Origin of the sequence: Streptomyces sp. NPDC059994, assembly GCF_042737755.1 — a bacterium.
Lineage (GTDB): Bacteria > Actinomycetota > Actinomycetes > Streptomycetales > Streptomycetaceae > Streptomyces.
Map to the genome: position 1 here is coordinate 1 of NZ_JBHWUR010000022.1, position 20,662 is coordinate 20,662.

The 20,662-nt window shown below is 72.3% G+C and carries 19 protein-coding genes and 2 pseudogenes; 8 read left to right on the forward strand and 13 right to left on the reverse strand.

Annotation, left to right across the window (positions count from 1 at the left end; genetic code table 11):
- Positions 1–42 precede the first annotated feature (42 nt).
- Together ACFWA7_RS14245 and ACFWA7_RS14250 are read right to left on the reverse strand one after the other, a co-directional pair.
- A complete protein-coding gene (locus tag ACFWA7_RS14245; RefSeq protein WP_385823056.1) occupies positions 43–1,926 on the reverse strand; it encodes an ABC transporter ATP-binding protein in 1,884 nt (627 codons plus the stop codon).
- Between the two features lie 296 nt (positions 1,927–2,222).
- Positions 2,223–3,506, reverse strand: a complete 1,284-nt coding sequence (locus tag ACFWA7_RS14250; protein WP_385823059.1) for a DUF6777 domain-containing protein — start codon at positions 3,504–3,506, stop codon at positions 2,223–2,225.
- 363 nt (positions 3,507–3,869) lie between these two features.
- Between ACFWA7_RS14250 and ACFWA7_RS14255 the strand changes: the two genes are divergently transcribed.
- Positions 3,870–5,093, forward strand: coding sequence for a streptophobe family protein (locus ACFWA7_RS14255; RefSeq protein WP_385823121.1), 1,224 nt, complete (start codon positions 3,870–3,872; stop codon positions 5,091–5,093).
- A gap of 40 nt (positions 5,094–5,133) precedes the next feature.
- Here the strand turns inward: ACFWA7_RS14255 and ACFWA7_RS14260 are convergent, their stop codons facing one another.
- The 3 genes from ACFWA7_RS14260 to ACFWA7_RS14270 are packed head-to-tail and all read right to left on the reverse strand — an operon-like array spanning position 5,134 to position 9,143.
- A complete protein-coding gene (locus ACFWA7_RS14260) occupies positions 5,134–6,132 on the reverse strand; it encodes a serine/threonine-protein kinase (protein ID WP_385823061.1) in 999 nt (332 codons plus the stop codon).
- Positions 6,132–6,782 carry a hypothetical protein gene (locus tag ACFWA7_RS14265; RefSeq protein ID WP_385537545.1) on the reverse strand — a complete coding sequence of 217 codons (651 nt, stop codon included), beginning with the start codon at positions 6,780–6,782 and terminating at the stop codon, positions 6,132–6,134. Before ACFWA7_RS14265 ends, ACFWA7_RS14260 begins: the two co-directional genes overlap by 1 nt.
- A gap of 9 nt (positions 6,783–6,791) precedes the next feature.
- Positions 6,792–9,143 (reverse strand): FHA domain-containing protein, encoded by a 2,352-nt coding sequence (locus tag ACFWA7_RS14270; protein ID WP_385823063.1) that lies wholly within the window; start codon positions 9,141–9,143, stop codon positions 6,792–6,794.
- Between the two features lie 109 nt (positions 9,144–9,252).
- Here ACFWA7_RS14270 and ACFWA7_RS14275 point away from each other — a divergent pair, with 109 nt between their 5' ends.
- On the forward strand, positions 9,253–9,549 hold the full coding sequence (locus tag ACFWA7_RS14275) for a hypothetical protein (protein WP_385823066.1): 297 nt from the start codon (positions 9,253–9,255) through the stop codon (positions 9,547–9,549).
- 78 nt (positions 9,550–9,627) lie between these two features.
- Here the strand turns inward: ACFWA7_RS14275 and ACFWA7_RS14280 are convergent, their stop codons facing one another.
- Genes ACFWA7_RS14280 through ACFWA7_RS14290 form a run of 3 tightly spaced genes read right to left on the reverse strand, consistent with a single transcriptional unit; the run spans position 9,628 to position 12,048 of the window.
- Complete coding sequence (locus ACFWA7_RS14280) at positions 9,628–10,413, reverse strand: amino acid ABC transporter ATP-binding protein (RefSeq protein ID WP_385823068.1); 786 nt, start codon at positions 10,411–10,413, stop codon at positions 9,628–9,630.
- Between the two features lie 7 nt (positions 10,414–10,420).
- Positions 10,421–11,221, reverse strand: a complete 801-nt coding sequence (locus ACFWA7_RS14285; protein WP_385537556.1) for an amino acid ABC transporter permease — start codon at positions 11,219–11,221, stop codon at positions 10,421–10,423.
- Complete coding sequence (locus tag ACFWA7_RS14290; protein WP_385823070.1) at positions 11,218–12,048, reverse strand: ABC transporter substrate-binding protein; 831 nt, start codon at positions 12,046–12,048, stop codon at positions 11,218–11,220. The genes ACFWA7_RS14285 and ACFWA7_RS14290 overlap by 4 nt, the downstream gene beginning before the upstream one ends.
- 222 nt (positions 12,049–12,270) lie before the next feature.
- Here ACFWA7_RS14290 and ACFWA7_RS14295 point away from each other — a divergent pair, with 222 nt between their 5' ends.
- Positions 12,271–13,098 carry an SAM-dependent methyltransferase gene (locus ACFWA7_RS14295; protein ID WP_385537562.1) on the forward strand — a complete coding sequence of 276 codons (828 nt, stop codon included), beginning with the start codon at positions 12,271–12,273 and terminating at the stop codon, positions 13,096–13,098.
- Positions 13,099–13,276: 178 nt separating this feature from the next.
- Entirely contained in the window at positions 13,277–13,948 is a 672-nt protein-coding gene (locus ACFWA7_RS14300) for a DUF6445 family protein (RefSeq protein ID WP_385537564.1), read from the forward strand.
- On the opposite strand, the gene ACFWA7_RS14305 is transcribed toward ACFWA7_RS14300, so the two are convergent.
- Positions 13,949–14,746: a putative protein N(5)-glutamine methyltransferase gene (locus ACFWA7_RS14305; protein ID WP_385823072.1), complete on the reverse strand. Its 798-nt coding sequence runs from the start codon at positions 14,744–14,746 to the stop codon at positions 13,949–13,951.
- Between the two features lie 96 nt (positions 14,747–14,842).
- Between ACFWA7_RS14305 and ACFWA7_RS14310 the strand changes: the two genes are divergently transcribed.
- The 3 genes from ACFWA7_RS14310 to ACFWA7_RS14320 all read left to right on the forward strand — a co-directional run bounded on the left by ACFWA7_RS14310 (position 14,843) and on the right by ACFWA7_RS14320 (position 16,396).
- Complete coding sequence (locus ACFWA7_RS14310; RefSeq protein WP_385537570.1) at positions 14,843–15,166, forward strand: putative quinol monooxygenase; 324 nt, start codon at positions 14,843–14,845, stop codon at positions 15,164–15,166.
- 151 nt (positions 15,167–15,317) lie between these two features.
- Positions 15,318–16,040, forward strand: a complete 723-nt coding sequence (locus tag ACFWA7_RS14315) for a class I SAM-dependent DNA methyltransferase (RefSeq protein WP_385823074.1) — start codon at positions 15,318–15,320, stop codon at positions 16,038–16,040.
- Positions 16,041–16,210: 170 nt separating this feature from the next.
- Complete coding sequence (locus ACFWA7_RS14320; RefSeq protein ID WP_385537576.1) at positions 16,211–16,396, forward strand: DUF2304 domain-containing protein; 186 nt, start codon at positions 16,211–16,213, stop codon at positions 16,394–16,396.
- Between the two features lie 2 nt (positions 16,397–16,398).
- Here the strand turns inward: ACFWA7_RS14320 and ACFWA7_RS14325 are convergent.
- Positions 16,399–16,570 (reverse strand): annotated as a pseudogene (locus ACFWA7_RS14325) (carotenoid oxygenase family protein); the annotation flags it as partial.
- Between the two features lie 294 nt (positions 16,571–16,864).
- Here ACFWA7_RS14325 and ACFWA7_RS14330 point away from each other — a divergent pair.
- Complete coding sequence (locus ACFWA7_RS14330) at positions 16,865–17,281, forward strand: SsgA family sporulation/cell division regulator (RefSeq protein WP_385823076.1); 417 nt, start codon at positions 16,865–16,867, stop codon at positions 17,279–17,281.
- Between the two features lie 12 nt (positions 17,282–17,293).
- On the opposite strand, the pseudogene araD reads toward ACFWA7_RS14330, so the two are convergent.
- The 3 genes and pseudogenes from araD to ACFWA7_RS14345 form a co-directional block, all read right to left on the reverse strand.
- Positions 17,294–19,025, reverse strand: a pseudogene (gene araD, locus ACFWA7_RS14335) (L-arabinonate dehydratase).
- The gene (locus tag ACFWA7_RS14340; protein ID WP_385537584.1) at positions 19,013–19,933 is read right to left on the reverse strand and encodes a dihydrodipicolinate synthase family protein; all 921 of its coding nucleotides are present in this window, start codon (positions 19,931–19,933) and stop codon (positions 19,013–19,015) included. The pseudogene araD and the gene ACFWA7_RS14340 overlap by 13 nt, the downstream one beginning before the upstream one ends.
- Positions 19,930–20,577 carry a GntR family transcriptional regulator gene (locus ACFWA7_RS14345; RefSeq protein ID WP_385537587.1) on the reverse strand — a complete coding sequence of 216 codons (648 nt, stop codon included), beginning with the start codon at positions 20,575–20,577 and terminating at the stop codon, positions 19,930–19,932. Before ACFWA7_RS14345 ends, ACFWA7_RS14340 begins: the two co-directional genes overlap by 4 nt.
- Positions 20,578–20,662 lie beyond the last annotated feature (85 nt).

Sequence of the window (20,662 nt, forward strand, 5' to 3'; positions counted from 1 at the left end):
ACGCCGGCCCCTCTCCGTCAGGTCGTTCACAGACCTCGTGGTCTACCGGTCCTGCGACAGCGCGTGCAACTCGCTGAACAGGCCCCCCGAGTGCAACAGGTCCTCGTACGTTCCCTGTTCGGTGATGCGGCCGTGTTCCATCACCACGATCCGGTCCGCCATGCGGGTGTTCTCGATGCGGTGGGTGACCACGATCGTGATGCGGTCGCGGGCCATGTCCTTGAGGACCGTGAACATCCGGTGCTCGCCGCGCGCGTCCATCTCCGACGTCGGCTCGTCCAGGATCAGGACCGGTGGACGGCGGTAGAGCGCGCGGGAGCAGGCGATGCGCTGCCACTGGCCGCCGGAGAGCTCGCTGCCGCCCCACAGCTCGCGCGCCAGCAGGGTGTCGAGGCCGTGCGGCAGTTCCTCCACCGCCGTGCGCATTCCGACCGCGTCCACGGCGTCCCAGACGGGGGCGTCGTGGTGCGTGCGCGGCTGGCCCAGGGTGATGTTCTCCCGTACGGCCAGCGGCCATTGGCCGAAGAACTGCGGGACCAGGCCGGTGCGGCGCCACACCGTCTCCGGGTCGGCGGCCGCCACGTCGACGCCGTCCCAGGCCACCCGGCCCTTGTCGGGCAGATAGAGGCCGGTGATCAGGCGGGTGAGGGTGGACTTTCCCGAGCCGTTCTCGCCGACCACCGCGACGACCTCGCCCCGGCGCAGGGTGAGCGAGACCCGGTTCACGGCGGGCGCCGCCTTGTTGGGGTACTGGTAGACGACCTCGTCGAGGCGGATCTCCTCGGGTCGCGCGGGCGCGGTCAACGTGCCCCTCTTGGGGGCGCGTTCGGCGGCGAAGTCGAGGAAGGTGCGCATGTCCGCCAGGTACAGGCTGGTGTGGAACATCGCCGCCCCGTAGGCGACGACCTGCGACAGGGCGCTCAGCGAGCTCTGCACCGCGACCACCGCCGTGGCCGCGACGCCCAGCTCGACCCGGCCGGTTACGGCCAGCCAGGCAAGGGTGGCCCAGGTCGCGAGGAGGAAGGCGCCGCCGAGCGCCGAGGTGGCCAGCGCGATCCGCAGCAGCCGGGGTGCCATCGCGAGGGTGCGCCGGTCGATGCGCTCGGACAGGGAGCGGTACCAGAACATCAGATAGCCGGTCATGCCGTTCGCCCGCACCTCGTCCGCGAGCTTGGGCGTCGTCGCCCACCAGCGCATCATCCCGCGCACATTGCGGTCGCCCACATTGGCGTAGTGCGTCTCGTAGTCGACCCGCGCCGACATCACGGCGCCCGCGCCCGCGGGCAGGACGGCGAGCACGAGCAGGGCGAGCATCAGCGGGTGCAGCACCGTGAGGACGCCCGCCGCGGCGGCCATGCGGATCACCGCCGCCATGAACTGCTGGGCGTCGCGCACCATCAAGTTGGTGCGCATCACGCCCATTTCGGCCGCCTCCTGGCGGTCCGCGAACCCCTCCTCACCGTACGCGGCCGCCTCCACGCGGCACACCGCCTCGACCATGTCGGCGTCGGCCGCCGTCGTCAGCGGCGGGGTGATCCTGCCCTCCGCGTACGACGCGAGCGCGGACGTCAGGCGCGCGACGCCGACCGCGACGGCGATGACCACCAGCGCCGGTAACGCCGCGTCGATGCGGTCGGCCGCCCGGCCCTCGCCCAGGATCGGCGCCATGGCCCGGGAGGTGGCGCCGAGCAGCACCGCCGCCGCGAGCCCGATCACGATCTGGCAGACCAGCAGCAGGAGGACCGAGCCCCGGTCGATCCGCCACGCCATCCGGCAGGTCTGCCCCAGCACGGACGGCAGCCGCCCGCACATCTGCCGGAACGAGGCCCCGCCGAGCGGGTTCTTCCCGTAGTGCCCCGCGAACGTGATCTCGGCGGGCGGGGGCGGCGGCACCGGGGGTGCCGACGGCGTCGCTTCGCTGCTCATGCCCGCCTCCCCAGGTCCGTCTGATCGAACACCAGATGAACGTCTACGACGTGGGTACGGGCATCCATGGCGACTCCTCGGACGGCGGTTGCGGAACCTGACGTACGTACAACGCTGCTGATCAGCGCGACGTCACGGCCGAGCCGTCGAGAAAAAGTTCGACTCCCCAGGTGAAACGTTGCGGCGGCTGGTCTGGGCGCCCGTGATCCGTAGTTCGAATCACCCGGGAGTGGGCCGGCACTCGATACGGGGATTGCCGGGCGCCCTCGACCTGCCCTATGAAGGAGGGTCCCCGGTCAGTAACCGCCCGCTGCCGAGGGCGCGGTGCTCGTCACCGGCGCGTACGGGGTCGAGGTCTCCGGCTGCGGCGCCGACATCGTCGGGGGCTGCGAGGAAGGGGGCTCGGAGCGCGTGGTCCCGCCGGTGGTGGGCGATGAGCCGTACGGCTCCGACTTCCCCGGCGGCGGGGTCTTCTTGTCGCCCGCGCCCGTGTCGCCCTTGGGGCGCGAGAACCACTCGTCGCGGTCCGGGTCGAACATGACGAACGTGTCGACCGCATGGGTGGCGGGGGCGACGACGGCCACGTTCGACGGCCGGTACGCGGGCCACGGGTCACCCGTCGGCTTGGGCGTGCCCTGCTGGGCGACCGGCGGCACCAGCGGGTTCCCGCAGGCACAGCGCACCCTCGGCACACCCCGGTCGTCCACGAGCACCGCCGTACCGGCCTGCAGAACGGCCTGGTAGGGGCTCGCGGAACCGTTTCGGTAGCCATGGTTGGTCACCCGGGTGTCGACGCGGAGCTGTACGGGGGTGAGGGAGCGCAGATACGTGGGCACGGCGTCGGGGCCGATGCCCAGGGCGGACGCGAACGCCTTGTTCTTCGCCGGCTCCGCCCCCAGTGCGCTGATCTGCTTCTCCACGTCGCAGCTCGCCTTGTTCCGCGTACCGCCGTAGAGGCCGGGCGCCGAACCGTCCACGCCCCGCGTCACATTGGCCGAGGCCGGCGCCGACGCGCTGGGCAGGGACGGCGGGGACGGTGGCGGGGAGCTGTGGCGCGCGCTCGACGGGGTGAACGGCTCCGGGCCGTCCTTGCCCGCCGCCTGGAGGAAGACCTCGCTGCCCCCGCCCTTCTTGCCGGACGAGCCGTCGGGGCGGGTGAAGACGAGGATGAGCGCCACGGCCGCCACGATCACGCCGGTGGTGAGGGCGATACGGGGGGCCGAGCGCCACCAGGGGCGGTCGGTGCCGCCGTCCTTGCCGGGGGTGGCGCCGTCGCCCGGGCCCTTGCCGGAGTCCCGGTCGCCGGGGCCGCCGCCAGGTCCGGAGGGTCCGCCTCCGCCGCCCGGGCCACCCGTACCCCCCGGGCCCGACGGCCCGCCGCCTTCGCCCGTACCGACCGCGATCGTCTCGTCGTGGCCGCCCCCGCTTTGGCCACCGCCCCCGCTTCCGTCGCCCCGGCCCGTACCGCCCTGGCCGCCGCCGCTCGGCGGGCCCGTCGGCGGGCCGGGCTGCGAGGGGCCGGAGAGGGGGCCGGTCGGGGGGCCGGCGGGGCGGCCGGACGGGGGAGGTTCGACGCTCACGAGCTCTTCTTCCCGGCGTTGGGGTCCCGCGGGGGTGCGGGGCACTCGGCCGAGGGCTCCCGCGGGACCGCGTGCCCGCCGCAGCCCGGTGGGGAGCGGCGGCGCGCGGGGCGGTCCGGATCGTCCTTCGTGCGCGAAATGCGCGACGAGTCCGGTACGTCCTCGGCCTGCCCATTGTGTGCCCGGGCCCCGGCGGGCCCGCAAGCCGACGCGGTCGGCCCCCCATGACGGGCGGACCGCCCCGGCGCTGCTTAGCGTGAGAGCGTGAGCCAGGACAAACCGCCCGATTCGCCCGCAGGGCCGCGGCGTGCGCGCCACGGCTGGGTCGAGGCCCTGGTGACGGTGCTGACCGGTCTGCTCGCCATGGCCGTCGTCGCCGCGCTCGGGCTGCTCGCGGCCGGCGCGGCCGACCTGCCCGACAACGCCTTCCCCCAGGTCGTCGCGGCCGTCGTCGTCATGGCGGTCGGCGGCTCCGTCGACATCAAGGGCGACGCCGGTGTGATCGGCGAGACCAACGCCGATCTGACCGTGCTCCCGCTCTCCGTCACGCTCGTCGGCGCGCTGCTCGTCGCGGCCGGATTCCTGCGGCCCCTGCGGCACCGGGCCGTGGCGAGCGCCCGCGAACTGGCGGCCTGGGCCGCCCGGGTGGCCGCCCTGTGGCTGCTTGCGCTCCTCGGCCTCTCGTTCCTCGCCCGCAAGCAGTTCGCCATCGGGCTCGGGAACGGGACCATCGGTGACATCGGGGATCTGCTGGGCGCCTCGCCCAAGGCCGGCTTCGAGACCGATGTGCCGCTCACCCTGCTCTTCGGGCTGCTCTGGCTCGCCGGACTGCTCTTCCTCGCCCTGGTGGTCTCCCGCAGGGCCCCGCTGCCCGCCCGGCTGCTGCGCTTCCAGGAGTCGGTACGCCCGGCCGCCTTCGCGATGGTCGTGCTGCTGCTGGCGTACGTGGCGCTGGGCATCGTGGTGGGACTCCTCGTCGCGGTGGTCAAAGGGCACACGGCCGAGACCTTCGCGGTGATCCTGCTCGGCCTGCCGAACCTCGTCTGGCTGGCTTTCACGCTCGGGCTCGGCGCCTCCTGGGAGGGCCGGGTGGACGGGCCGTTCGGGCTGCCCATGCCGCACGTACTGGACCAGGTGCTGCGTACGCCCGACCTCTCCACCCTCAATCTGAGCACCCTCGCGGACTACGACGGGCGGGTGTGGTGGCTGCTCGTGGTCGCCGCGGTGCTGGTGCTTGCCGCCGGGTTCGTCATGGCGGCGCGGTCACCGGCCCGGGTACGGGCGTGGCAGCACGCCCTGCACATGGCCCTCGCGCTCGCCCTCACCGTACTGGCCGTCAGTCTGCTCGCCCGGATCTCCGCGCACTACGGGCTTTCGCTGTTCGGCATCGGAGACATCGGCGGCGGCCTCTCCGGCCAGGTGTCCCTCAAGCCGCGCCTGTGGACGGGGCTGGGGTTCGCCGTGCTGTGGGGGCTGGTCGCGGGCTTCCTCGGCAGTCTGCTCGCCCGGCGCGTGCGGCGGCGCGGGGAGGTGGAGCCGGAGGGAGACCGGGCGTCGGCCGGCCGTCCCGAGGAGCCGTCCGGCTGACCGGCGCGAGGAGGACGGGCGTTCATCCCCCGTCCTCACCTCACCGCACCCCCGGGAACACCGGCCGCGCCCACTCCGGCGGCTCGGGCGGCGGCCGGGGCGGCTCCGGCGTGCCGATCACCCGCAGATCGACCTGGGTCGGGGGATGGCCTTCCGCCCCTGCGCCCTTGACCGCCGAGCGCAGTGCGGCCACGAACGCCAGGCACGAGTCGTACCGGTCGTCCGGGCTCTTGGCCAGCGCCTTCGCCATCACGCCGTCGATCCCGGCGGCGATGTCGGGGCGCCTCTCGGTCAGCGCCGGCGGCTGGTCGTACTGGTGGGCCCACAGCAGCGCCATGTCGTCGTCGCGCTGGAACGGCGGAGCGCCCGCCATCGTCTCGTAGACCACGCACGCGAGGCTGTAGACATCGCAGCGGCCGTCCACCGGGCGGCCGGAGATCTGTTCCGGAGCCACGTAGTCGAGCGTGCCGACGAACTGGCCGACCGAGGTGAACCCGGTCAGCGACAGCGACTTCTTCGTCAGTCCGAAGTCGGTGAGGTAGACGTGCTCGGGATGGTCGCTGTCCGTGCCCTGGGCCACCAGGATGTTGCCCGGCTTCACGTCCCGGTGTACGAGGTCGTGCGCATGGGCGGCGTCCAGCGCGGACGCCACCTGGGCCGCGATCCTGGCCGCCGTGGCGACCGGCAGCGGGCCCTCCTGGTCGAGCAGCGCCCGCAGATCGCGCCCGGCGACGTACCGCATGGCGATGTACAGGACGCCGTCGGTCTCCCCGGCCTCGAAGACCGGCACGATGTGCGGGTGGTCGATGGCGGCGGCCACCCGTGACTCGTGGGTGAAGCGCTGCCGGAAGGTGTCGTTGCGGGCGAGTTCGGGGGCGAGCAGCTTCAGCGCGACCGTCCGCTCCAGGCGCAGATCGCGGGCCCGGTACACCACGGCCATCCCGCCGCGCCCGATCTCCCCCTCGATCCGGTATCCGGCGATCTGCCGCCCGACCAGGTCGGAGGGGCGCCCGGTGGACAGGCCGCTCTCGGGTGCCATCAGGTGTCACCGGGCCAGGCGCGGGCGTCGTCGACGGCCCCGGGCTGCGGCGCCTCGCCGTTCGGGCCGACCACCCGGGTCGCGTCGGCCGGGGTCGCGCCGGAACCCCCGGCCGGGGGAAGCCCGTCGTCGGCGGATGGCACCGCGCTCGTGCGCGCACCGGACGGCGGGCCGGACGCCGCGAACGTGCTCAGCCGCGTCCCGTCGCAGTACACCCACCGCTCGTGCTCCGCGTCGTACAGCCACACCGCCTCGCCGTCGACGACCATCCCGGCCCGCAGCCCCTGGGTGTGCTGCCGGAACGTCTCGCCGTCGAGATGGCCCGCGGCCAGGTCCTCCGCCGCGCTGCGGTAGCGGTTCAGCATGTTCTGGACCCGGGAGAGGAGCGGACGGGGGTCGGCCGTACGGGCCAGGGGCGCGCCCGGCACCGGCGGCCCCTGCGGAACGGTGACCAGGAGGCGGCCGTCGACCCACGCCGACCAGGCGTTGGCGCACAGGATCCGGGCCCAGTCGCCCCGCCGGTCGATCAGCTGCACCGGCAGCAGCGCGTCCAGCGGCACCGTGGGGCGCCCGGTGTCCGGGCTCTCCCAGGCGGCGAGTCCGCCGGGAGGGACGACATGGGTGGGACGGAAGTCCACGGGAGCGCTCATCGCGGCCGCCTACTTCCGCATCACGGCGGGCTCGTGCCGCCGCAGCAGCCGGGCGACCGCGAAGCCGAAGAGCACCGAAAGGGCGACCAGCATGCCCATGTTGAGCAGCCACACACCCGTCTCGTGCTTGAACAGCGGGTCGCCCGTCAGCTCGCCCGGCACGATCCTGGAGAGCCCGATCGTGCCCGCCATCCCGCCGAGCGCCCACCGGGAGGGGATCAGCCAGGCCAGCTGCTCGATGCCAGGGACGCCGTGCAGCTTCAGCAGCGCTCCGCAGAACACCACTTGGACGATGGCGAGCAGCACCAGCAGCGGCATGGTCACCTCCTCCTTGCGTACGAGCGCCGAGACGAGCAGGCCGAGCATCATCGCCGTGAACGAGAGCAGGGCCACCGCCACCGTGATCTCCACCAGCGGCGGCATGACCACGCCCCTGCCGCCCGGCGCGTTGAGGTTCACGCCGAACAGCGCCACCAGCGTCAGGACGACGGCCTGGAGCACGGTGATCGTCCCCAGGACCACCACCTTGGACATCAGATACGCCGATCTGGACAGGCCGACGGCCCGTTCGCGCTGGTAGATCACCCGCTCCTTGACCAGCTCCCGTACGGCGTTGGCCGCGCCGGTGAGCACACCGCCGACGCACAGGATGAGCAGCGCGTTCATCGCGGTCTCCTGGGTCAGCCTGCTGCCCGCCAGGGCGCGCGCCATGGCTCCCATCACGAAGGGCAGCGCGATCATGATGGCGAGGAAGGTCCGGTCGGCGCCGAGCGCCGCCGCGTACCGGCGCACCAGGGTGCCCAGCTGGGAGCCCCAGCTCTGCGCCTTGGGCGGCGGGGCCACGATCCGGGCGGCGGCGGCCTCCTTGAGGTGCGGCTGGGCGCTTGAGCTGACCACGTACCGCTGGTGGAAGGACGAGTGGGCGTACTCGCCCGCCCAGTCCCGCTCGCGGTCCCGCTCGAAGGCCTCGAACGCCTCCGGCCACTCCCCGAAGCCGAAGAAGCCCAGGGTGTCGCGGGGCGGCCCGTAGTACGCGATGTGCCCGCCGGGGGCCAGGACGAGGATCCGGTCGCAGACGTCGAGGCTGAGGACGCTGTGGGTGACCACGATGACGGTGCGGCCGTCGTCCGCGAGGCCGCGCAGCATGTGCATCACCGAGCGGTCCATGCCCGGGTCGAGACCGGAGGTGGGCTCGTCGAGGAAGAGCAGCGACGGCTTGGTCAGCAGCTCCAGGGCGACGCTCACGCGCTTGCGCTGGCCGCCGGAGAGGCTGTGGATGGGCTGGTCCGCGCGCTGCTCCAGACCGAGCTCGCCGATCACCTCGTCGACCCGGGCGCGGCGCTCGGACTTGGCGGTGTCCTGCGGGAAGCGCAGTTCGGCGGCGTAGCCGAGGGCCCGGCGCACGGTGAGCTGGGCGTGCAGGATGTCGTCCTGGGGGACGAGCCCGATGCGCTGACGCAGCTCCGCGTAGTCCCGGTAGAGGTCGCGGCCGTCGTAGAGAACCGTGCCCCGGTCGGCGGGGCGCAGCCCGGTCAGGGCGTTGAGCAGGGTGGACTTGCCGGCGCCGCTCGGCCCCACCACGGCCAGCAGGCACTTCTCGCCGACCGGGAACGACACCTGGTCGAGGAGCGTCTTGCGGCCCCGGTCGACGGCGACCGTGAGGTCCTGGACGTCGAGCGAGACCTCGCCGGTGTCGACGTACTCCTGGAGCTCGTCCCCGACCAGGCAGAACGCCGAGTGGCCGACGCCGACGATGTCGCCGGACGCGACCGGGGCGCGGGCGACGGGCTGGCCGTTGAGGAAGGTGCCGTTGTGGCTGCCGAGGTCGACGATCTCGTGGCTGCCGTCGGGGCGGGCGCGCAGTTCGGCGTGCCGGCGCGAGACCACCAGATCGTCGACGACCAGGTCGTTTTCGGGGGCGCGGCCGATGCGTACGGTACGGGCGGGCAGCGGGCGCACCGAGGTGGGCTGCCGGAAGGCGCCGGTCGCGGACGGCATGGACACGGCGGACAGCCGCTCCGGGGCGCGGACCGGCGGCGGGGCGCGGCCCACCAGGACGGCGCGGGGGCCGTCGGCGGGGCTGCCGAACCGGATGACGCTGCCGGGGCCCACGCCCCACTCGTGGACGCGACGGCCGTCGGCGTACGTTCCGTTGGTGCTGCCCTCGTCCTCGACCGTCCAGTGGCCGCCGTCCACGCGCAGCACCGCGTGGTGCCACGAGACGCGGGCGTCGTCGATGACGATCTCGCTGAGGGGGTCGCGTCCGACGTGGTAGTCCCGGCTCGGACTCATCACCGTGGAGCCGGTGTCGGTCTCCAGGACGAGTTCGGGCGCTGTCGGCGCGGCAGACCGCTCTCCCATGGGGTGAATTCTACCGATCAGCACCTGATCGCGCCTTTCTGCGCAGAGGGGCGGGAGTGCCGGGCCGGTACCGCCAGGGTTTACCTCCCGGGGTTTCTGCGCCGCTGGGATGACGTACGGGGTCGGCCGTCGACTGGATGTGCGCGCGTGCGCGCGGACCTGGGCCGCGACGCGGCAGCAGAGCGCCACCGGCACACCCGTGAGCTTCACGGCGTCCACCGACGATCCGCACGCACCGGTCGGGACCCGCTCGTTCGCCAGCTTCAGCCAGGCCGCGCACGAGGACGCGGACAGCAGGGTCTGGCTCGGTGTGCACTGCCCGTGGGACGCGAGCGACGGCTACGCACTCGGCGACTCCATCGCCACCTGGGTGTTCACGCACAGGATGAAGGCCGCGGGCTCCTGACCCGGTAGTGGCCGGCACGACGGCGCCCGCCCCGGAGAGCTCCGGGGCGGGCGGTCCGTACGCGTCCGTACGCGTGGGTCAGGCGTCCTCGGGCGGCAGCTGCGAGGCGGGTCCCGGCTCCGCCGCCGGGTCCAGGATGCGGTTGAGGAAGTTCCTGGTCCGCTCCTCGCGCGGGGCGCCCACGACCTGCGCGGCCGGGCCCTGCTCGACGATGACGCCGCCGTCCATGAACACCACCCGGTCCGCGACCTCCCGGGCGAAGCTCATCTCATGGGTGACCACCATCATCGTCATGCCCTCGCCCGCGAGCACCCGCATCACCGCCAGGACGTCCCCGACGAGTTCGGGGTCGAGCGCCGAGGTCGGCTCGTCGAAGAGCATCACCTCGGGGCCCATGGCGAGCGCCCGGGCGATGGCGACGCGCTGCTGCTGCCCGCCGGAGAGCTGCGCGGGATACGCGTCGGCCTTCTCGGCGAGCCCGACCCGGGCCAGGTTCTCGCGGGCCACGGCGGCCGCCTTGGCCTTGCCCCGGCGCAGCACCCGGCGCTGCGGCAGGACCAGGTTCTCGGTGACCGTGATGTGCGGGAAGAGGTTGAACTGCTGGAAGACCATGCCGATACGGCGGCGCACCGCGTCGATGTCGACGTCCAGGTCGGTGACCTCGGTGCCGCCGACGAACACCTGGCCCGCGCTCGGCTCCTCCAGGAGGTTCACACAGCGCAGCAGCGTCGACTTGCCCGACCCCGAGGGGCCGATGACGCACACCACCTCGCCCCGGGCGACCTCCATGTCGATGCCGCGCAGCACCTCGTTGTCCCCGAACGACTTGCGCAGCCCGCGGATCTCGATCTCGTTCTCCGGCATCGCTTCCTCACCTCGCCCGGTCGGCGCGGGCCTCTAGGCGGCGCACGACGAAACTCAGGGGCACGGTCACCATCAGGTAGCAGAGCCCGGCGACCAGAATCGGGGTGGAGTTGGCGCTCTGACTGGCCAGGTCCCTGCCGTACTTGGTCAGCTCCCGCTCCTCCAGGGTGACCCCGAGGAACAGCACGAGCGAGGAGTCCTTGAAGAGCAGCACCAGTTCGTTGGTCAGCGGCGGGATGACGATCCGGAACGCCTGCGGGATGATCACCGACACCATGGCCCGGGCGTGCGAGAACCCCAGCGAGCGGGCCGCCTCCATCTGGCCCTTGGGCACGGCCTGGATGCCCGCCCTGATGGTCTCGGCCATATAGGCCGCGGCGACCAGACCGAGCCCGAGGGCGACCTTTCCGTACGTACCGCCGGGGATCTCCGTGCCGGGGAAGGCCAGCGGCACCGCCACGCCCACGAAGATGAAGATCAGCAGGGCGGGCAGCCCGCGGAACAGCTCGATGTAGATGCCCGCCACCCAGCGGTAGGGCGCCACGGACGAGAGCCGCATCAGCGCGATCACCAGACCGAGCACCAGGCCGAAGGCGAAGCCGGAGAGCGTGTACACCACGGTGTTGCGCAGGGCGATGGTGATGATGTCCGGGAAGAGCTTCCCGATCAGGTCGGTCTGCGCGAACTGGTTCTGCAGCCGGTCCCAGTCGGCCAGCACACCGATGGTGATCAGCACCGCCACGAAGACCGCGTACTGGATGCCCTGAGAGACGCGCCTTCGTTGACGCCTCGTCAGGCGCGAGGTCACGACTGGGCCTTGGGCAGCGGTCCGATCCACTGTTCGTAGATCTTCTTGTACGTGCCGTCCGCCTTGGCGTCGGTGACGGCCTTGTCGATTGCGGCGAGCAGCTTGGTGTTGCCCTTCTTGACCGAGAAGCCGTACTGCTCGCCGGTCGAGATGTTCTCCACCAGGGCGAACTGGTCGGCGTTGGCCTTGTCCTTGAGCCAGCCCTGGACCACCGGGTAGTCGATCACCACGGCGTCGACCTGGCCGGTGCGCAGACCGTTGATCACCGCGTCGGAGCTCTCGAAGGCGACCGGGTTGAAGCCCTTGCCGGTGGCGTAGCTCTCGCCGGTGGTCTCGGCCTGGGCGCCGAGCTTCTTGCCCTTGGCCTTGAGGTCGGCCAGCGAGGTGACGCCGCTCTTCTTGGTGGCGAGGAGCGCCTGGGTGGCGTCGAAGTAGGGGGCGGAGAAGTCGACGTTCTTCTTGCGCTCGTCGGTGATGGTCATGCCGGCGGCGGCGAGGTCGCACTCGCCGGAGTTGAGGAAGGCACCGGTCTTGAAGTTCTCGAACGGGGTGTCGAGGATCTTCTGTTCGACCTTGAGGTTCTTGGCGACGAGGTCGATCAGGGACACGTCGAACCCCACGACCTTGCCGTTCTGCTCCGACTGGAACGGCGGATAGGGCAGGTGGGTGCAGGTGGTCAGCTTGCCCTTCTTGACCACCGGCACCCCGCCCGCGGCCTCCCCGGCGCCGCCACCGCCCGACGAGCAGCCGGTGGCGACGAGCAGCAGCCCGGCCGTAGCGGCTGCGGCGGTGGTCAGATTGCGGATACGGTGAGCCGTCCTGGTCACGGTTGACCTCCATGGATACGGGGGTGGCTGAGGAGCGGAACCGTTCAGCCATGATCGTATGAGACTGGGGGTGACTTCGCCCCGGAACGCGTCAGGCGCGCCGATGGCGTCATCCGGACACCCGCCTCCCGGGCACCGGCCGACGGGCTTCCAGTACGCGGCTCAACTTGGCCATCTAGGCTGATCATTGACAGTTCCACCAGGCCCCAGGAGAAGACGCCCGTGACCGAGAACCCGGCCCACCTCGATGCTCCCGAGCACGTTCGGAGCAGAATCAACACCTCCCAGCCGCACACGGCCCGGATCTGGAACTACTGGCTCGGCGGCAAGGACAACTACGAGGTCGACCGCGCGGTCGGCGACCAGATCCGGCAGCTCCACCCCGGCATCGGCGACTACGCGCGCGCGGACCGGCTCTTCCTCGGCCGCGCAGTCCGCCACCTGGTGGCCGACCGGGGCATCCGGCAGTTCCTCGACGTCGGCACCGGTCTGCCCACCGCCGACAACACCCACGAGGTGGCGCAGCGCATCGCGCCCGAGTCGCGGATCGTCTACGTCGACAACGACCCGCTGGTGCTCGCCCACGCCCGCGCGCTGCTGACCAGCACGCCCGAGGGGCGGACCGACTACCTCGACGCCGATCTGCGCGATGTCGACAGCATCCTGGAACACGCGTCGAAGACGCTGGACTTGACGCAGCCGGTCGCGCTGATGCTGCTCGGCGTGGTCATCTTCATCGAGGACGACGCCCAGGCGTACGGCCTGGTGCACCAGCTCATGGAGAAGCTGGCCCCCGGCAGCTACCTGGTCCTCTCGCACACGGTGACCCACCCCGAGATGCCGGACGTCGACCAGGCGGTGGCGTTCTGGAACGAGCACGGCACCCCCAAGCTCACCCAGCGCACCCCCGAGCAGACCGCCCGCTTCTTCGACGGACTGGAGATCCTGGAGCCCGGCGTGGTGTCGTGCTCGCGGTGGCGGCCCGAGGATGCGGCGGACGGCGAGCCGGCCGAGGTGGCCATGTTCGGCGGCGTCGGCCGCAAGGTCTGACCTGCGCCGCCGCCGTCTCCTGGGACGAAATTGGAGCGGCCTTTGCCATTGCGGGGACCTCCCGCCGGGATGTCCCCGCAATGCGCCCTTCGTCACGAGTGCGGCTTCACCACACCTTGAAACAGGATTGACCAACTCGCGGACGGCGACGGAGGGTTGCGGAACTAGGTTCGGCCGCATGTCCGCCAACCGCTCCTCACTTCCGGTCCTCCCGTACCGCAAACCCACGCCCGGCCGGGACTACTGGGTCCTCGACGACGTCCTGCCCGACGTCGACGAGGTCCGCGCGCGCTGCCTCGCCAAGGACGACTGGGTCGAGGGGTACCCCCGCAAGCCCGAGACCTGGCCGGGGCTGCGCACCATGCCGGGCCTGGAGCCCGCGGAACTGGCCCGGGTGGAGCGGCTGGTGAAGAAGGCGACCGGCGCGCGTGAGCTGTGGCTGCAGAAGGCGCCCGGCGGCGCCAAGCTCAACCACAACTGCGTCCAGGTCGTCGGCAAGGACGAGAGCGAGCCGCGCCCGCACACCGACTCGCGCGCGCTGTGCCGGTACGCGGCCGTGCTCTACCTCAACCCGGGCGTGCCCAAGGACTGCGGCACCAGCTTCTACCGGCAGAGCCTGCCCGGCGGAGTCCTCGGCGGCAATCTGGTCGCGGCCCCGCACACCAACCTGGTCGAGGCGCTCGGCACCCGGTTCGTGCCGTCGGACTCCTTCACCGAGGACGTCCGCGTCGCCCACCGCTACAACCGGCTGCTCCTCTACAACGCCAACATGATCCACACCGCCACCGGTTACTGGGGCAGCACCATCGAGGACAGCCGGATGACGGCCGTCTTCTTCTGGATGGCGTGACTATCCGGCCGGGGCGGGCCGGGTGGCGACGACGACCGTGGCATACCGCTCCTCGCAGGTCGCCACGCGCGGGACGAGCCCGCCCCCGGTGACCGCGGCGACGGCCAGGGGCACCTGGCGCTCGCTCGTCTCGAAGAGCAGATGGCCGCCGGGCGCCAGCCAGTGGGCCGCCTCGGCGGTCACCCGGCGCAGCACGTCGAGGCCGTCGGCGCCGCCGTCGAGCGCCACCCGCGCCTCATGGACGCGCGCCTCCGAGGGGAGCAGCTCGATCTCCTCGCTCGGTACGTACGGCACATTGGCGAGCAGGACGTCCACGCGGCCCCGCAGCCCGGCGGGGAGCGCGGCGAACAGATCGCCCTGGTAGGCCCGGCCCCCGGCGGCGGCGACATTGCGCCGGGCGCACTCCACTGCGGCCGGGTCGATGTCGGCCGCGTGCAGCTCCGCCCCGCCGAGCCCCGCCACCAGCGCCGCGCCCAAGGCGCCCGAGCCGCAGCACAGGTCCACCACGACCGCGCCCGCCGGGGCGAGCGGAACGGCCTGCTCCACCAGGAACTCGGTGCGGCGCCGGGGCACGAAGACACCCGGGTCCACCGCGACCCGTACACCGTGGAACTCGGCCCATCCCAGGACATGTTCGAGCGGCAGGCCCTCGGCGCGCCGCGCCACCATGGCGTCGAGCTCGGCCGGGGTGCGGGCCGTGGAGACCAGCAACTCGGCCTCGTCCTCGGCGAAGACACAGCCCGCCGCGCGGAGCCGGGCGACGACGGCGTCGGGGGGAGGGGTGGTAATGAGTCTCACCTGCGGTTTTCATGGCCGGATCAGTGCTGGGCGCGGCCACCCTACCCTCGGCCCGGTCGGGCTGCCGAGCGATTAAAGCGTGCATAGAATGACGGAATGATCTTTATCGTCGTCAAGTTCCCCGTGAAGCCCGAATACGCCGAGGAGTGGCCCCAGCACGTCGCGGACTTCACCAGCGCGACCCGTGCCGAGCCGGGCAACCTCTGGTACGAGTGGTCGCGCAGCCTGGCGGACCCGAACACCTATGTGCTGGTCGAGGCGTTCCAGGACGACGCGGGCGAGGCGCATGTGAACTCCGACCACTTCAGGGCCGCCATGGAGACGATGCGCCCGCTCCTGCGCCACACCCCCGACATCGTGAGCACGACGATCGAGGGTGCGACGGGGTGGAGCGCGATGGGCGAGCTGAAGATCGACTAGCCCTTCGCCAACGGCGCGACCGTCTCCCCGACGGTGACCGTCACCGTGAAGTGACGTCACCCCCGAGTGGATTTCACGATGGCTTTCGCCCGTCTCCGTGGCTCCCCATCCGCTCGGTTGGTACCTTTTCTGAGGCTATAGGCTGAGGTCGATGTCCGCTTCCCAGGGTCCTACTCTGCGTGAACTCGCCGTCCAGGCGCTGTCGTCGGTCGAGCACGGCTACGACCTGCTGGCGCCGAAGTTCGACTTCACCCCGTACCGGACGCCCCAGCCGGTCCTCGACGCCGTCACGCGCACCCTCTCCGAACTCGGCCCCTTCGAACGCGGCCTCGACCTGTGCTGCGGCACCGGCGCGGGCATCCCGGTGCTGCGCGCGGTGTGCCGGGAGCGGATCGCCGGGGTCGACTTCAGCGCGGGAATGCTGGCGGTGGGACGCGCCCGTACGCCCGGGGGCGAGGCCGTCGACTGGATCCGGGCCGACGTCCGCGCCCTGCCGTTCGCACCGGCCGCCTTCGACCTCGTGGTGAGCTTCGGCGCGTTCGGCCACTTCCTGCCCGGTGAGCGGCCCGGCCTGTTCTCCCAGGTCCGCTCGGTGCTGGCGCCCGGCGGCCGCTTCGCGTTCCCGGTCGCGGCGCCCGCCCGCCCCGGCTCCCTCGGCTACTGGGCCCTGCTCGGCTTCGACGCCGCGATGCGGGTGCGCAACGCGCTGTGGCGGCCCCGATTCGTCATGTACTACCGGGACTTCGCACTCGCGGACGTGACGCGGGAACTCGCCGACGCCGGGTTCCGGATCGAGCTGTACGCGCTGGACGAGCTCGGCCGGCGCCCCGACGGCAGCCCCCGCTGCCGCCTGGTCGTCGCCACCGCCGTGTGACCCCGACCCGCCCGAGCTGCGGGAATGACGGCCGGTGACCGGCCGTGTGGCGACGGGTGAGCATCGGCCGTAGCGTGACGGAGGTGCTTTCCACCGGCCCACCGCCGTTTCAGCGCGGCGGGCCGGTGCTCGACAGACTCGGGGTCACGAGGTGAAACACCGTGCCCTCCGTGCATTTTCCCCTGATGCTCGCGCTCGCCGTGGCCGCGTTCTTCCTCTGCCGCAAGGGCGGTACCAAGGTCTCGCACGCCGTGATCTGCGCGGCGTTCGGTTTCTACTTCGCCGACACCGCCGCCGCCCCCTCACTGCACAGCGCGGTCAACTCGGTGATGGGCGTGCTCAGTCAGCTCGGCTGAGCTCACGCGTCCGCCACCCAGCTGTCGTGGAAGCCGAGCGGGACCCGGCCCGGCAGATGGATCCGGGCCCAGCGGCCTGCCGGTGAAGTCCTGCGCCGCCAGGATCAGCAGATCGGCGGCGCCGCGCTCCGGATCGTGGACGTACGCCGGCGTGCAGCCGTCGTCCTCGGCGGTCCCCGGGTCCGGGTCCGGCCCTTGTGCGGGATGACGGGCGTACTGCACGCGAAGTCGTCCTCGGGGACGGGCCCGGGGTGCGGCTCGCCGGGCTTGCCGCTGACTGCGGCCGAGCGGACCCACGGCCCCGGAGCGGGGTGGTGCCAGGCCCCTCTTTCGCGGCCCCGCCGGGCCCGGCCGCGCGGGCCGCATTCGGGTCTTTCGCACGAAATCTCAAGCAAGGTGTTGAATATGCGACTATTGAGGTGATGTGATGCGGGTCACAGATCGGGAGTGGCAGCAAGGAGCGAGCCGATGTCCACCACCGTCGAAGAATCCGTCCTGGCCCGCCTCGTCACCGACGCATCCCACGGCGTCCCCGTCCCCGTCACCCTCAGCTACGACGGCTCCGACCCCCTGGCCGTCCGCATGGTGTTCCCGCCCGAGGTCTCCCTGCACGACGGGGGCGTGACCTGGGTCTTCGCCCGCAACCTCATCGACCGGGGACTGCGCGCCCCGGCAGGCGCCGGGGATGTGCACGTGTGGCCGCTCGGGCGGGCGCAGACCATGGTGGAGCTGCGCTCCCCGGACGGCCTGGCGCTCCTCGAATTCGGCACGGCGGCACTGCGCCGCTTCCTCTTCCACACCTACGCGGCCGTCTCCGCCGAGGTCGAGAACCAGGACCTCGACATGGACAGCGCCCTGGCCGAACTGCTGCGCGAGAGCCGGTGAGTACGCGGCCCCTCAGCCCGCGTACGGATCGGGCACCCGCCCCGGCGCGGCCAGGAAGGTGAAGTCGCAGCCGGTGTCGGCCTGGGTGATCTGATCGCTGTAGAGGGCTCCGTACCCCCGCTCGTAGCGGGGCGGGGGCGGCGTCCAGGCGGCGCGGCGCCGGGCCAGCTCCTCCTCGGACACCTGGAGGCGGAGGCTGCGCGCCGCGACGTCCAGCGTGATCAGGTCGCCCGTGCGCACCAGCGCGAGCGGCCCGCCGACGTACGACTCGGGGGCGATGTGCAGCACGCACGCCCCGTAACTCGTGCCGCTCATCCGGGCGTCGGAGATCCGCAGCATGTCGCGCACGCCCCGGCGCAGCAGATAAGTCGGGGATCGGCAGCATCCCGTACTCCGGCATACCGGGGCCGCCGCGCGGGCCCGCACCGCGCAGCACCAGGACGTGGTCGGGGGTGAGTGCGAGCGCGGGGTCGTCGATGGTGCGCTGCATCGTGCGGTAGTCGTCGAAGACCACGGCCGGGCCGGTGTGCCTCAGGAGACGGGGCTCGGCCGCGATGTGCTTGATCACCGCGCCGTCGGGGCACAGGTTCCCGCGCAGCACCGCCAGACCGCCCTCGGCCGCCAGAGCCTTCTCGCGCGGCCGGATCACCTCGTCGTCGTGGACCCGGGCTCCGGCCAGCTGTTCGCGCAGGGTGGTGTGGGCGACCGTGGGGCGGTCGAGGTGGAGGAGGCCGGTGAGGCGGGAGAGCAGTCCCGGCAGGCCCCCCGCGAAGTGGAAGTCCTCCATCAGATGGCGCCCGCCGGGCCGTACGTTCGCCAGCACCGGGACCGTGCGCGCGATCCGGTCGAAGTCGTCGAGGGTCAGCCGCACCCCGGAGCGCCCGGCCATGGCGATGAGGTGGATCACGGCGTTGGTGGAGCCGCCGAGCGCCAGGACCGTGGTGACGGCGTCCTCGTACGCCTCGCGGGTCAGGATCTTCGACAGCTTCACGTCCTGGCGGACGAGTTCGACGATCCGCAGCCCGGAGGCGGCGGCCATCCGGTCGTGCCCGGAGTCGACCGCCGGGATCGAGGAGGCGCCGGGAACGGTGACGCCCAGCGCCTCGGCCGCGGCCGTCAGCGTGGAGGCCGTGCCCATGGTCATGCAGTGGCCGGGGGAGCGGGCCAAGCCGCTCTCCAGCTCGGCCAGTTCGCAGTCGCCGAGCAGCCCGGCGCGCTTGTCGTCCCAGTACTTCCACATGTCCGTGCCGGAGCCCAGGACCTGGTCGCGCCAGTGCCCCGGCAGCATCGGCCCGGCCGGTACGAACACGGCCGGCAGATCGGCGCTGGCCGCGCCCATCAGCAGCGCGGGCGTCGACTTGTCGCAGCCGCCCATCAGGACCGCGCCGTCCACCGGATACGAGCGCAGCAGCTCCTCCGTCTCCATGGCGAGGAGGTTGCGGTAGAGCATCGGCGTCGGCTTCTGGAAGGTCTCCGAGAGGGTGGCCACCGGGAATTCGAGCGGGAAGCCGCCCGCCTGCCACACCCCGCGCTTGACGGCCTGCGCGCGGTCGCGCAGATGGACGTGGCAGGGGTTGATGTCCGACCAGGTGTTGAGGATCGCGATCACCGGCTTGCCCAGGTGCTCCTCGGGCAGATAGCCGAGCTGGCGGGTGCGGGCGCGGTGGCTGAAGGAGCGCAGGCCGTCGGTGCCGTACCACTGGTGGCTGCGCAGCTGCTCGGGGCGGAGCGTCACCGCTCCCACCCGGCCACCAGGGCGGCCACCGCGGCGCGCCGCTCCTCGGGCAGGGCGCGGCTGGGCGGGCGGACATCGCGCCGGCACAGTCCGAGCGAGGCGAGCGCCTCCTTCACGACCGAGACGTTGTCGGCGGAGCGGTCGGCCGCGCGCAGCTCCTCGAACCCGCGGATCCGCTCCCAGGTCTTCATGGCGGCCGGATAGTCCCCGGCGCGCAGGGCGGCGAGCATCCCCAGCGACATCCGGGGGGCCGCGTTCACCAGACCGGAGGTGAAACCGGTGGCGCCCACGGCGAAGTACGACGGCGCGTACAGCTCGGCGAGGCCCGCCACCCACACGAAGCGGTCCAGACCCGCGTCCCGCGCGAACGCGGCGAACCGCGCCGCGTCCGGCACCGCGTACTTCACCCCCACCACATTGGGACACGACTCGCCCAGCTCCGCCAGGAGTTCGCCGTCGAGCAGGGGATCGCGGACGTACGGCACGACCCCCAGCTGCGGCACCGCCTCCGCGATCGCCCGGTGGTAGTCGAGCCAGCCGCCCGGCGAGAGGTACGGATGGACCGGCTGGTGCACCATCACCATCTGCGCGCCCGTCTCCCGGGCGTGCCGCGCCGAGGCCACGGCGGTGGGGACGTCCAGGCCCACCCCGGCCAGGACCGAGGCCCGTCCGGCCGCCTCCTCGACGGTCAGCTCCGTCACGGCTCGGCGCTCGGCGGGGGAGAGGGCGTAGAACTCGCCCGTGTTCCCGTTGGGGGTGAGGGTGCGCACACCGCCGTCGAGCAGCCGGTGGATCAGGGCGCGGTGGGCGGCTGTGTCGAGGGAGCCGTCAGCGGCGAACGGGGTGACGGGGATCGCCACGACATCGGCGAGTGCGATCCGTGCGGCGGTGAGGTCGGGGAACTCGCGTGCGGTCATACTCCGTTGTCTCCTTCGGGGAACGCGCGGCGGACGAAGGACTCGATGTGCTCGCGCAGGGCGGCGGCCGAGGCCTCCGCCTCCCCGGCCATCGCGAGCCGCAGGATCGCGCGGTGCTCGCGGGCCTCCCGCTCCCAGGACGGCTCGGTGGCCCAGACGGCCGTCGCCACCAGGGCGGCCTGGTCGCGGATGTCGTCGAGCGTCCTGGTGAGCAGGGGGTTGCCGCAGGGCAGATACAGGGCGCGGTGGAACTGCCGGTTGGCCAGCGCCCGTTCGGCGGCGTCGGCCGCCCGGTCGGCCCGGTCGAGGGCGGCCCCGGCGGCGTCCAGCGGCGCGAGGCGCTTCACGGTACGGCGCAGCGCCTCGGGTTCGAGCAGCAGGCGTACGTCGTAGACCTGGCGGGCCAGGTCCGCGTCGACGGCGCGCACGGCGACGCCCTTGTACTGGTTCATCACCACGAGCCCGGTCCCCGCCAGCGTCTTGAGCGCTTCCCTCACCGGGGTCTTGGACACGCCGAACTGCGCGGCCAGCTCGGTCTCGACGAGCGCCTGCCCCGGGGAGAGCCGGCCGGTGAGGATGGCCTGCTTGATCGCGTCGAGCACGTACTCGGTACGGGAGGGGATGGGGGCCGGGGTGAAGGCCATGGCGGGCCCACCTCTCACATATCGCGTCTCATATATGACGTATGACGAGCAACGCCTCGAAGGTAAAGGGGCGTTGGTGTCACGT